The organism is Paenibacillus sp. GCM10027629 (assembly GCF_042676425.1).
Lineage (GTDB): Bacteria > Bacillota > Bacilli > Paenibacillales > Paenibacillaceae > Paenibacillus_K > Paenibacillus_K terrigena.
Genome location: NZ_JBHTGZ010000012.1, coordinates 433,634 through 447,581 on the forward strand (window position 1 = coordinate 433,634; position 13,948 = coordinate 447,581).

Here is a 13,948-nt window from a genome sequence, read left to right on the forward strand (position 1 = left end):
TCAATATTGATTTGATGATCCTATAATCCCGAGAGGAGCTTGATGATGAGTCAGAACAAACCTTGGAAAATTTATGTCATTCAACATTCCCATACTGATGTTGGCTATACCGAGCGTCAAGAAAAAATCCGCCAATATCATGTCAATTATATTCGGCAGGCTCTGCAAATTGTGCGCGATATCGAGAGCGGCGCTAGACCTGACTGGAAGGGCTATAAGTGGGTATGTGAAACGTATTGGCCCGTTGAATCGTTCCTATTAAAAGCCACAGCCGAAGAAAAAGAAGAATTCGCTCAAGCGGTGAAGAAAGGACATATCGGTCTCTCTGGTACCTATCTCAATTTCGGTGAGCAATTGAATCAAGATATGCTCTCCGTGATGATTAAACGGATTACCGATTATGGACAATCTATCGAATCTCCTGTGCGTTCTGCGATGACGGCAGACATTACAGGCTTTGGCTGGGGATACAGTCAAGTGTTGGCGGATGCAGGCATCGAGAATTTAATCACATGCATTCATACCCACCACTCCATGTTCCCGCTTTGGAAGAAGCAGGTTCCATTCTGGTGGGAAACACCTAAAGGCGATCGCATTCTCTCTTGGAGCGGCGAGCATTACATGTTCGGCAATGATCTCGGATTAACTCCAGGCATTGGCGGATCTTATACGATTCGCGATGATCATGATGTCCGAAACGGCGTAACCTTCGAAGTAGCTGAAGCACGATTTGATCGTTATTTGGAGCAATTGGTTGCTGATGGGTACACATTCCCTTTTGTACCGGTGATGGTGTCTGGACTTCCTACCGACAACGGCTCACCAAATGCAGCGTTGATGGATTTTGTGAATCCTTGGAATGAGAAGCATGGCGACCGCATCTTCATTCAACCGGCGACATTGGACGATTTCTTTGCAGATTTAAGAGCTTATGCAGAGGAGCATCCCGCAGAAATTGAGACCTTCCGTGGGGACTGGCCAGATTGGTGGACAGATGGCTCGGCGACGACACCGATGCATGTACAGATTTTCCGTGAAGCACAACGTGTGTATACGAAGGTGAAGCAATTAGATCCCGCATGTGCGATTGTCTCCAAAGAACGTCTCGAAGCGATTGAATATGAGCTTGCTCTATTCGCCGAGCATACATGGGGTTATCATTCCTCTGTCACAGAACCTTGGAATCCGTTCGTTCAGGAGCTTGGCTGTAGGAAAGAAGCCTACGCCGCCAATGCCAGCTCCCTCGCCCATACGGCTTTATACGACATCCTTGAAGCACGTGGTGATGCATTGCTAGGTCCGGATCGTCCAATGACGTTTGAGTTATATAATCCAAATGATTTTGCACAAACCGATTATGCTCAGCTCATTATGGAAGGCTGGCATATGTCGGAGCTGAAGAACGGCTTTGAAGTCATGGATGAAGCGACGGGCACCGAATACGAGGCGCAACTCGTGACAGGGCACCGTGGTGTCATCATTACCATTCCGGTAATGCTTCAGCCCAAGCAGCAGGTACGCTTGACGATCAAATCCCTCTCTGACCGCAAACCTGTAACAGCATATCGGACAGATTATGTGGGATCGGATCGGATGATGGATATCGTTCCGCCTGTCGCGCCAAAGCTCCACATAACGCCGAAATTTATTGAATCGCCTTTCGTAAGGCTTGAATGGGAGATGGGTGCTGGCCTTACGAAATGGATCGACAAGTCCACGAATCAGGACCTGCTGCGTGCAGACCGCAATCACCATGCATTTACGCCTGTCTACAATGTAACACGGGCACCGAATGAATTTGGCATGTATGATGTACGCCGCAAGATGGGACGCAATCGCAGAGGGCCTGACGCCATTACTTCTGTAGGAACACTTATTAATGTTGATATTGTTGAAAAGGGAGCGTTGTACGGTAAAGTTCGTCTGACCTACAGCGTAGATGGCTGCAGTCATTATTCCTTACTCGTAACTGTGTACAGTGATCGTCCTCGTGTCGATGTTGCCGTACGCATGCATAAGGAAAGTGTATGGGACCCCGAAAATCTATATATTTCTCTTCCTTTCGGAAGTGCTCCTGCGTCACAACAGCAAGAACTCTGGGTTGAAAAAACAGGTGCAGCTTTGCGTCCGCGAATCGATCAACTCCCAGGTTCCCTTGCCGATTTCTATTGTGTTGATGAGGGTACGGCATATGTCAGTGAAGCACAAGGTGTTGCGATTGCCATGCCGGATACACCGCTGATTCAAATCGGTTCGTTAGACTATGAAGATCGTCTTCTGAGCGGACATCCGGGGCTTGCGAATGATCCAGCTCACCTCTACGCATGGCCAATGAATAATTATTGGGAGACAAACTTTAAGGCGACATTGGGTGGGTTCTATGAATTCCGTTACTATGTTGCATGGGGTGAGGATCTCAATACGCCGGAAGCTGCTTTGGCGGCATGTACGAGCATGAATGCAGGCATACTGGCTTGGAGAACAAGCAAATAAGCATATGAACAGCCGGGTATTTCCGCTGGAAGACCAAGTGAAATAGGCTCACTGACATCCGTCGATGTTATGTCCTTCACCTACGACAAAATACAAATAGCGGTGCAGATTAGAACTGCACCGCTTCCTCCTCCATCCACATCCTTAATCGTGGAAGTTCATCCCATTCGTTACCGCCGCGACATACCCCGTGCGGATGACAAAATCTCCGAAATGTTCGCCATGATTCCGGTCAATCGCATAGTGCTGAATAATCGGTTTTAACGTATCTATAATGTCATCTTCACCAATGTTCTCGCGATACAGCTTGCTCAACCGATCACCGGAGAACCCCGCGCCTAAGTACATATTGTACTTGCCAGGTGATTTACCAATGAATGCAATCTCACCTAGCGCTGGACGCGCGCACCCGTTCGGGCAGCCTGTCATGCGGATATTGATTTCTTCATCCAGAATACCGGCTTCCTCAAGAATCGGCTCCAGCTTATCGATGAGTGTCGGAAGGTATCGTTCCGCCTCGGCCATCGCAAGTCCGCAGGTCGGCAGTGCTACGCAAGACAATGCACTCCGACGCAGCGCCGAGTACTTCGAACCTTGGGCAACACCGTACTCCTGCAGCAAGGCTTCGACCGCCTTCTTCTTCTTGGTGTCTACGCTCGCAATCATTAAGTTCTGATTCGCCGTCAGACGGAAATCCCCGGTGTGTATCTTCGCAATTTCACGCAGAGCTGTTCTCAGCTTATAGCCTTCACCATCTGCGATACGACCACTTTGAACGTAAAGAGTCAAATTCCATTTGCCATCCTTGCCCTTAATCCAACCGTAACGATCCCCCGTATGCTCGAATGTAAACGGACGCTCAGATTCAAGCTTCCACCCTAACCGGTCATGCAATTCATCCACGAACCAGTCTAAGCCATGTCGATCGATCGTATATTTGAACCGGGCATTCTTCCGAACGGAGCGGTTGCCGTAATCACGCTGGATCGTAACCGTCTTCTCCGCCACGTCCAGAATACGGTCTGGCGTTACGAAGCCGATGTTCCGAGCAAGCTGAGGATACGTGCTTGTATCGCCATGCGTCATCCCCATTCCGCCGCCGACGACGACATTAAAGCCGACAAGCTTGTCGTTCTCCACGATCGCAATCAATCCAAGATCCTGCGAATAGACATCAATATCGTTGGACGGTGGTACTGCAATACCAATCTTAAATTTTCGAGGCAAATATACTTTGCCATAAATCGGCTCTACTTCAACAGCTGCATCTTCTTGCTCCAGACTGTCGACTACCTTTTCTCCGTCCAGCCATATTTCATGGTATGCAGGTGTCTTCGGAGCCAAGTGTGTCGTCAACTGTTGCGCCCAGTATAACACCTCGCCGTGAATGTCAGATTGGTATGGGTTCGGGTTGCACATAACGTTCCGACTTACATCGCCACAAGCTGCCAATGTCGTCAGCAAAGCTTCATTGATATCTTGAATGGTCTGCTTCAAATTCCACTTCAATACGCCATGCAACTGGAATGCTTGCCGCGTCGTTAGACGAATACTTCCAGTCCCATACTTATCCGCTAATTCATCCATCACAAGCCATTGCGCAGGCGTCGACACCCCGCCTGGCGTAACAACACGAAGCATAAACTGATAGTAGGGTTCTAATTTCTGCTTTTCCCGTTCATTACGATAATCTCGATCGTCCTGCATATAGCTGCCATGGAATTTCAGTAGCCGATTATCCAGCTCGGGCAATCCACCCGTTATTCGATTCGCCAGCGATTCCGTCAAAGATCCTCGTAAATAGTTGCTCTCTAATTTTAATTGTTCCACGTCACTCGGCGGTCCACCTATAGGCTCCACCTTTTGCTTATTTACCATGGCTATCAGCTCCTCTGCTTGCATGATGCGGTCATGTTATTACACCGATTGAACCTTGTGCCGAAGCACAAGCGCTTAGTATACATCACGTTGGTAACGCCCCTGTTCTTGCAGCTCGGATAGATACGCAGCTGCCACCTCAGGCGATTTGCCGCCATATTGCCCAATAATTTCAATCAATGCGGATTGAACATCATGTGCCATATACTTCTCATCTCCGCAGACATACACATGTGCACCGTCCTGCAGCCAGTTGTATACCTCTTCACCATGTTCCAGCATGCGCTGCTGTACATATACCTTCTCTTCCGTGTCACGGGAGAATGCTACATCCAGCTTCGATAATACGCCCGCCTTCAACATGCGCTGCCAATCCGTCTGATACAGAAAGTCTGTGACAAAATGTCTGTCGCCGTAGAACAGCCATGATTTCCCTGTCGCACCCAGCTCTTCGCGATCTTCTAGAAACGCACGAAATGGGGCAACGCCCGTACCAGGTCCGATCATAATGACTGGCGAATCTGGATTCACAGGAGGTTTGAAATTCGGATTCTGTTGAATAAAAATCGGAAGTTTATCGCCCGGCACCAATCGTTCAGCGATATATCCTGAAGTTACGCCTTTGCGCTCGCGTTCATGGGCTTCGTATTCCACCTTGCGAACGGTCAAATGTACTTCATCAGGGTGTGCGTTCAGGCTGCTCGCAATCGAATATAGGCGCGGCGGCAGCTTACGAAGCAGCGTCGACAGATCTCCCGGGACAATGGTCCACGGCTGGAAATCACGAAGTAGATCAAGCAAGTCGCGTGCTTTGACATACGATCTCAACGCTTCTTTATTGTCGGGATTCACCAACTCTGCCAGTTTGTCGTTGCCGGAGAAGGCAACGGCTTTCTCCAATAAAGGCTTCGTTAACACGGTAATTTCATAGTAGTGCAAAAGTGCATCACGTACAGAAGAGGTCTCTCCATTCTTACCGGTTACAACGACCTCCTCCGGATTCCACTTCAGAAACGAGATTAGTTCATCTACGAGTGTTGGATCATTCTGCGGATATACGCCAACGGCATCGCCAGGTGAATACGTCAAACCTGAATCTTCTAACGAGATCTCCACATGACGCGTCTCACGATCAGATCCTCTTCCGTTCAAGTCTAGATTCTCCAGTACTTCTGCCATATACGGGTTATTTCGCGAATAGATTGGTTCAACAACACTTGATTCAGCTGCAGCGCTCGTTGTATCTGCCGCATTCAAGGATGCAGGTGTCGCAGCTGAACTCACCGCGCGGTTTACAGATGCGATCCAACCTGCAGCTGACTCTTCAAAGTCCACATCGCAATCCACACGATCTGTGATTCGCTCTCCACCTAGCTCCGCAAGTCTTGAATCGAAATCTTGACCTGTCTTGCAGAAAAACTCATACGATGTATCACCCAAGGCAAGTACCGAGAATTTCACGCCATCAAGCTTCGGAGCACGCTTACTATGCAGATACTCATGGAATGTCAGTGCATTATCCGGTGGATCACCCTCACCATGCGTACTGACAAGCACAAATAGATAATCAACCTTCTTTAACTGATTTGTCTTATACTGATTCATGGCCGACAGGGTCACTGTGATACCTTGCGTTTTCAAACTCTCTGCCAACCGACTTGCTAATCTCTGCGCATTCCCAGTCTGTGATCCGAATAAGATCGTCGCTTCACGTGGGACTTGCGTCACGACAGATACGGGTGCTGCTGGAGGTATCGCCAATACGTCGTTTACCGTCAATGGTGCTGTCAGCGTATTCGCACTCACCATACGATAAGCCGATAAATAACCGGCTAGCCAGCTCATTTGGACATCCGTTAAAGTTGGGAGCAGCTTATTGATTAGCTCTGTTTGCTCACTTGTAAATGGACTATTCGTAACTTGAAGTTGCAACACGAACCACCTCGCAGAAATATATAAAATCCGATAAAAACACTAGGTATTATTAATATTTATACTAAAACAGATTTGCGAAAGGTTCAACCTAAATATCGACAATTATTTATTAGATATTTTTAAACTTTTCATATTTTTACTTATAAAGCTGTAATGCTGTGAACCAGACTAGATTTACCCATGAAAAAAATGCACCCCGTGTAAATTCATTGGTTTACCCGAGGGGGGAATGCCATGAATTAGGGTGCATTTCAATGCCGTTATTCTATCCTTTTTAATGATTCAATCATATTGATTTGGGTTACTTTTCTTCGAAGTAATAAATTCGAGAGGATGGTAAGTACGTATGCAAGAATAACAGATACCAGCAATATAAAAATACTTAATTGATCCGGGATTTGCTGATGGGAACTCGACAATGCCTTGACGACCATTCCATACATATAGCCACTGATCGGTAAGGCTACAATGACTGCAAATGTGGCTAGAATGATGTTTTCAAAGAAGATAAGTCTGTTTATCTTGTTTTTCTGATAGCCTAATACCTTAAGTGTTGCTAGCTCGCGGTTCCTTTCATAAATATTGATGGAAGATATCGTATAGATGGCGCCAAAGGAGAGTATGACGGCACAAATGATAAACATGATAAAGATGAAACTGTTTTGCTTCAAAATATATTGAGCCGATTCCTTCAAGTTATGCTTATCTGCAATCGTATCCACATGTTGATCTTGCTCAAAGAAATCACGAATGCTTGTAAGTTCTGTGGCGCTACTGGCCTCCACTAACAGCGAGGTTGTGTTGAATGGGATGCCAAATTGCTCTAGATACGCTGGCGTGCAATAAAACGACGGATTCGAATACTGGGTGGATATGGATATAACCTTCATGTCGACTGTTTGATTCGCAAGCGCCGGCTCGGTGAACTTGAGTTGAATCGTATCGCCTGCTGCAATCTGATAGGTGTCGGCATACGATTTGGGTACCAGCACCCCACTGTCTTCCAAAGCAAGCCGATTGTCATTTTCGTCAAAGAAATGAATGAGATTGTTTTCTTTCTTCGTAACAACTAACGTTGCGTTTTGGTTATCATCACCTTTGATGAATTCCACAGGAAAGGTGGATAAATCATAACTACTTTTCATACCGGAGGGTAGTTGTATCGTATCTGGAGTTATTCCACTCGTGTAATCGACTCTTAAATCATAAGTATTCACCTCTTCCATCTGGTCAGCTACTTTTTGCAAAGCCATTTGCGTACCAAATGCCGTAATCAATAACACCGTGCTGACCACGACACCGATGGAGCTAGCTAGCGCTTTGGATTTACTCAGAAATATATTTCTCAAAATGAGCTTGTAGCTGTAGGAAAGATGACGCCATATCCCCGGAATTCTCTCGATGAGCAGCTTCTTCATCTTCTTCGGCGGTTTGGGACGCATCGCCTGAGCTGCACGTTCTTGTAGGATCGCTCTGCCGCTCAAGTAGCAGGATAGCATTCCAAACGCACTCGAGAAAAGAATTGGGGGGATGATGGAAGTGAAGGATAGGGAGAAGACAATGTCAGGCAGCGAATAGGCTTTGGCATTCGATGCTTTGATTAATGGGATAAATACGCTAGCCGCAAGGACACAACCTAATAAGGAGCCAATGATCCCTACCAGCACGGGGTAACCCATGTAATGCAGCATGATGTTTCTGTTGCTGACACCGAGCGCCTTCATGATGCCTACTTGATTTCTCTGCGAATCAATGATCCGCGACATGGTGAGGAATAGAATAATCGCCTCGATCACAAAGAGAACCAACGGGATAACCCTACTCATCAATTGGTTATTATGGATCGTTTGTTGAAGTTGCGCATAGCTGAATGTCCGTTCTTTACTGATTTGGCTTACATAGGAGAGCGCTTTGGATTGTGCTTCAATGGTCTGGCCTATCTGTGCAATATCGTAACCTTCCTCGGCATCAATCAAAATTTCATTATAGTCTAAGACGCCTGCAAATTGGGGTATCGCCGCTTCTGTCATATACGCTACGCCGAAGGTTTTATGGTCTTGGATTTCGTTCTTTTTGGCATATTCCACATTCTCGCCCAAGCCGCTTATGGTGAACGTCACATTTTTCTCATGCGCACGGATCTGAATTTGATCGCCGACTCGGTACTGATGCTCCTTGGCATAATGGGAATCCAGCAAGATCTCGTCCTTTTGGGACGGAATGCGGCCTTCAATCAGCGTAGGTGTATTGATTTCATTGTGAACAGGGATCGAATGGATCTTTAAGGAAGCTTTCATATTGTCAAAAGCTTGCGTCGCATCCAGCGTGTACCGTTCTTCGATTTTGTGTATCCCTGGAATTAGGCTTAACTCCGCCACGTCCTGCTTGGAAATTTGGCTGTAATAGACATTTAAGTCGCTTAAATTATGCTCTTGAAAGTACCCCTTCGTATATGCGCTAAGATTATCGCTTAACGTGACCAGCCCTGCGTAGAAAAAAGCGCCTACGGCGATCACCAACACAAAGGCGATAAATTGCCCGATCGAATGTTTGATATCCCTTAGTAATTTTATAAATAACTTCATCCTTACCACTCGATCCCTTCAACATTCTGTTTGTCGTGATTCACTGTAACGCTCTCGATCATTCCGCTCTTCACCTTAATAATTTTATCCGCCATCGGAGCAATCGCGGAGTTATGTGTGACCAAAACAACGCATTTCTTCGTCTCCTTGTTCAGATCTTGAAGTAGCTTTAGGACGGACTTCCCTGTCACATAATCCAAAGCCCCGGTTGGTTCATCACATAGTAAGAGCAAAGGATTTTTTGCAACAGCTCTTGCGATCGCCACTCTTTGTTGTTCTCCTCCAGAGAGCTGGGAAGGGAAGTTTTTGATACGATCCATTAATCCAACTTTATGTAGAATTTCTTTGGCATCTAGATGGTTCTTACATACTTCCGTGGCAAATTCAACATTTTCTAGCGCGTTTAAATTGGGAATCAAGTTATAGAATTGAAATACAAAGCCAACTTTCTCGCCGCGATACACTGTTAATTTTTTTTCATTGAACCTTGTGATTTCTTGATCACCAACAAACACATGGCCTGTAGTCGCCGTATCCATACCGCCAAGGATATTCAAAATTGTACTTTTGCCGGCACCACTAGCACCCAAAACAACGACGAATTCTCCCTCTGATATGGAAAAATCAACACCAGCAAGAGCCTTGATCGTTACTTCTCCGATTTTGTATTCTTTCGTTACGTTTTTGAATTCGATTAACGTTTTCATTTTCACGTCTCCTTCGTTTCCGGGGAGATGGAAATAGTCAAACTGCCAACCGGAATTCGACCAGCTGCAGCGGAAACTTGATTTACCCCCCTAATGCTCCAGATCTGAATTAAATTACCATATATTATTCAAATTGATTATACGAAGGCAAGAGAAGGGAAACACCCATCTTTAGTCTCCACTTCAGCTAGACCAAAGTCGGGTTCAAACATCGCTGTGCCTCCCGAATTAAGATTATACATCGCCAAAAAAGCCACCATAGGGTGGCTTTTTTGGCGATGTATGATTTTCCTACGAACGATTATGATTTGGCAAGAAATTCTTCATGGAATATTAAGTTAATTGAAGGTCCCCTCAAGTAAACCCTTTTTTTCTAAAGCATCTTCTAACTTTACATAATCGTAACCAAGATCTTTGGCAACTGCTTCAAAAGTAATTTCACCATTTGCTACGTTTACTCCAAGTTTTAATGCTTCGTTCTCAGCGATTGCTCTATATACACCTTTGCTTGCTATCTGCAATGCATATGGAAGAGTTACGTTCGTTAAAGCAATGGTAGAGGTCCGCGGAACCGCACCAGGCATGTTAGCTACAGCGTAATGAACGACGCCATGCTTAACATAGGTCGGATTGTCATGTGTTGTAATTTGATCGATCGTTTCAACGATTCCACCTTGGTCGATGGCAACATCAACGACAACTGAACCAGGCTTCATTGCTTTCACCATTTCTTCCGTTACCAGTTTTGGAGCTTTTGCACCAGGAATCAATACGGCACCAACTAAAAGATCAGCTTCAGCTACTGCTTGTGCGATATTGAATGTGTTGGACATTAGTGTTGTAATTTGATTTCCGAAAATATCATCCAATTGACGTAAACGGTCAGCGCTTAAGTCGATAATCGTTACATCAGCGCCTATTCCAATCGCCATTTTTGCTGCGTTCGTACCTACAATACCGCCGCCAATAATGGTCACTTTCCCACGGTTCACACCAGGAACACCTGCAAGGAGAATTCCTTTGCCTCCGTTTGATTTTTGTAGAAATTGGGCACCAATCTGTGTAGCCATCCGGCCAGCAACCTCACTCATCGGCGTTAGCAATGGTAAGGTGCGATTCACCAAAACGGTTTCATAGGCAATGGCAAGAACTCCTCTTTCTTTAAGTGCCTGGGCTAAAGCCGGTTCAGCGGCCAAATGCAAATAAGTGAATAAGATCAAGCCTTTACGAAAATAGCTATACTCACTTGGAAGTGGCTCTTTCACTTTCATAATCATATCTGATTTTCCCCATAAATTTTCCACATTTTCAACAATTTCCGCACCGGTATCAGCGTAATCCTCATTCGTAAAACCACTGCCTACACCAGCGTTTTTCTCTACTAACACTTTATGCCCGGCATTTACGAATGAAACGACACCAGCTGGTGTTAAAGCGACACGATTTTCGTTATTTTTAATTTCCTTAGGAATACCAATTATCATGAGAAGATCTCTCCTTCGCTATTAAGTTCTCATTTTTCCAGTCTGCTTTTTGAATAAATCTCATTTTGAATGCTTTTTTTTCATTATTAAATAAGCGATGGATAAAAACAGCAGCCAAGGGATACCGAATTGGAGCATAATTTTGAAATCAGTAAACCATGCTGTGATCATTAAACTTAGTAGGAGAAGTCCCCCCAATATCGTCAAATAAGGAAAGCCAATCATTCTTACCGGTAATTTTCGTCCGCCCATTTTATCCCATTTCTTACGGAAAGATAAATGAGAGATGAAAATAATCAACCAAGTAAAAAGTGAACCGAACATAGAAATCCCCATCATAAATGCATAAGATGATCCCGGCAGCAGCGCACTTACAACCGCAGCAAGAATAATTCCCATTGTGGAAACTGTTAGTGCAGTCGTTGGAACACCTTTCTTATTAAGCTTGCCAAGTACGGCTGGCGCAAGCTTTTCTTTTGATAAAGAATACATCGTTCGTGAGGAAGCATACAACTGTCCGTTCATGGAAGATAAAGCGGCTGTTAACACGATAAAGTTCATTATTCCAGAGGCGCCAGGTATGTTTAAGATTTCCATTACTTTTACAAATGGACTTTCTTCAATTCCTGCAGATTGCCAAGGAACAATCATCAACATGATCGCCAAAGTAAACACATAGAAAATAGACAATCGGAAAACAGTTGCTTTCAATGCTTTCGGTACCGCCACATCCGGCTCTTTTGCTTCACCTGCAGTAACCGCAACCAATTCTGTGCCTAAAAAGCTAAAAAGAGATATAAAGACGGCAATCCACATCCCTTTAAAACCGAATGGCAGGAAACCTCCATGATCTACCAGGTTATTCGCACCCACATTTTCATAACCTGAAGTTCCAAAAAGAACGTACGCTCCTAGAAGAATAAACACAACAATCGCACTAACCTTGATCATGGAAAACCAATATTCGAATGTCGCAAATGCATTCACGCTGGTAGCGTTTACATAAATAAGAACTGCTGTAAATACGATGATCCAAATGACACCAGGGACTCCTGGAAACCAGTATTTCATATAGACTGCGATTGCACTTATTTCAACCCCAATGGCAAAAACCTGGGCAATCCAATAAGAGTACCGGACAAGAAAGCCTACCATGGGATGAAGATATTTATCGGCAATCGTTCCAAAAGCTCCTGAAGTTGGATGGGCAACCGTCATTTCTGCCAAACATCCCATTAATAATAAAACGATAAAAGCACCTATTGTATAGCTGAGCAATACACCAGGTCCGGCAGTACGAATGGCTAGTCCACTTCCAAGGAATAATCCCGTCCCAATTGCCATCCCCATTGCGATCATCGAGAGCTGACCTGTAGTTAACTCCCGTTTTAAATCCTCACCGCTATGTTTATTCTCCATCTTTTTCATCCCCTTCAGGGCTTTGTCCGACCATATAAGCGTTTTACATTATGCAACTACTTCACGTTCATTTTTAAATTTCTCATACTGTTTTTCTGCCATGATCTTTTTAAGAATTTGAACCACTTCCCAAACTTCCTCGAAGGAAGAATAAAGGGCAACAGGTGCAAGACGAATGATGTTAGGTGCTCGAAAATCCGGAATGATCCCGTTTTCCTTCAGTGATTTACAAATTCGCGCTGCTTCAATATGCTCAAGGCTCACATGCCCGCCGCGTCGCGCATCCTCTCTTGGCGTTCCGATGACAAATCCCAAATCCGCTAATTCACTATCAATTAGATCCATTAAATATTGATTGATTTTAAGCGACTTTTGGCGAATATTTTCAATACCTGCTTCTGTAAAAATTTCCAAAGACCCAATCAAAGGGGCAACACTAAGCACATGAGGAGTTCCTATTTGGAAGGCTCCTGCGGAAAGAGCGGGAGTTAATGTATGCTCCATGTCGAATTGTTTCTCTTTAGCAGAACTAAACCATCCGGCGAGTCCAGGCATCCTTCCAAAATGCTTACGATTCACAAATAAGCCTCCAACACCACCAGGTCCGCCGTTCAAATGTTTATAATTACACCAAAAGGAAAAATCTACATCCCATTCGTTGAAGGAATGTGGAATTGAACCTACAGAGTGGCAAGCGTCAAAGCCAATTACAATACCTCTACGGTGTGCTTCATCGGTTAATCGTTTGATATCCAAAATTTGACCACTACGATAAAGTACGGTGGGCAAGAGGATTAAAGCGACTGTTTCCTCCATTGCTTCGATAATGTCATCTTCTTCTAAAAAGCGGCCATCTCGGCTTTTGACGCGAATAAGATGTGTATCTGGATCATATCCATGAATCCGTAACTGGCTTTGAAGAGCATAAATATCGGATGGAAATGTTAGTTCATCTGCTAAAATCTTTGTACGTTTTCCTTCTGGCGTATAAAAGGTAGATACAAGCTGATGCAGATTTACTGTCGTAGAACCGGTCACAATGACTTCTTCAGCTGAACCTCCTACTAACGGAGCAAGTTTCTCTCCTAGTTCCTCCGCCATAAAGAACCATGGATGTTTCCCTTGCGTCCAGCCATCGATACCATGTTCCTTCCAATCCTCTAATGATTCCAGGAGTGTCCTTTCCGCTCTTTTCGAAAGAAGCCCGAGCGAGTTCCCATCCATATAAATGGATCCTGGTTTTAAATAAAACTCTTCTCGAAAATGCGCAAGAGAATCTTCCTCATCCAATTCTTGCGCATACCGTAAAGTTACATCAAAGTTTTTCAAAAGCATCATGATTCTCCCCTTTACAGATAATAATAAAGCGCTTTCTCAAATGAATATGACATAATGTCAATAACATTATCTATTTAAATATGACATGGTGTCAATAATAATTTTCATC

8 protein-coding genes are annotated in these 13,948 nt (G+C 44.7%); 1 reads left to right on the forward strand and 7 read right to left on the reverse strand.

What is annotated here, in order from left to right; translation table 11 throughout:
- The first annotated feature begins 42 nt into the window (after positions 1-42).
- Positions 43-2,493 (forward strand): glycoside hydrolase family 38 N-terminal domain-containing protein, encoded by a 2,451-nt coding sequence (locus tag ACFQZR_RS22595; RefSeq protein ID WP_379350118.1) that lies wholly within the window; start codon positions 43-45, stop codon positions 2,491-2,493.
- A 144-nt stretch (positions 2,494-2,637) separates the two neighbouring features.
- Here ACFQZR_RS22595 and cysI read toward each other — a convergent pair whose 3' ends face one another.
- The 7 genes from cysI to kynU form a co-directional block, all read right to left on the reverse strand.
- On the reverse strand, positions 2,638-4,371 hold the full coding sequence (gene cysI, locus ACFQZR_RS22600) for an assimilatory sulfite reductase (NADPH) hemoprotein subunit (RefSeq protein WP_379350120.1): 1,734 nt from the start codon (positions 4,369-4,371) through the stop codon (positions 2,638-2,640).
- Between the two features lie 75 nt (positions 4,372-4,446).
- A complete protein-coding gene (locus ACFQZR_RS22605) occupies positions 4,447-6,303 on the reverse strand; it encodes an assimilatory sulfite reductase (NADPH) flavoprotein subunit (RefSeq protein WP_379350123.1) in 1,857 nt (618 codons plus the stop codon).
- A 263-nt stretch (positions 6,304-6,566) separates the two neighbouring features.
- Positions 6,567-8,891 (reverse strand): ABC transporter permease, encoded by a 2,325-nt coding sequence (locus ACFQZR_RS22610; protein ID WP_379350125.1) that lies wholly within the window; start codon positions 8,889-8,891, stop codon positions 6,567-6,569.
- 2 nt (positions 8,892-8,893) lie between these two features.
- Complete coding sequence (locus ACFQZR_RS22615) at positions 8,894-9,598, reverse strand: ABC transporter ATP-binding protein (RefSeq protein ID WP_379350127.1); 705 nt, start codon at positions 9,596-9,598, stop codon at positions 8,894-8,896.
- A gap of 338 nt (positions 9,599-9,936) precedes the next feature.
- Positions 9,937-11,082 carry an alanine dehydrogenase gene (ald, locus tag ACFQZR_RS22620; RefSeq protein ID WP_379350130.1) on the reverse strand — a complete coding sequence of 382 codons (1,146 nt, stop codon included), beginning with the start codon at positions 11,080-11,082 and terminating at the stop codon, positions 9,937-9,939.
- Positions 11,083-11,142: 60 nt separating this feature from the next.
- A complete protein-coding gene (locus ACFQZR_RS22625) occupies positions 11,143-12,501 on the reverse strand; it encodes an amino acid permease (RefSeq protein WP_379350132.1) in 1,359 nt (452 codons plus the stop codon).
- A gap of 48 nt (positions 12,502-12,549) precedes the next feature.
- Positions 12,550-13,836, reverse strand: coding sequence for a kynureninase (kynU, locus tag ACFQZR_RS22630; RefSeq protein ID WP_379350962.1), 1,287 nt, complete (start codon positions 13,834-13,836; stop codon positions 12,550-12,552).
- Positions 13,837-13,948 lie beyond the last annotated feature (112 nt).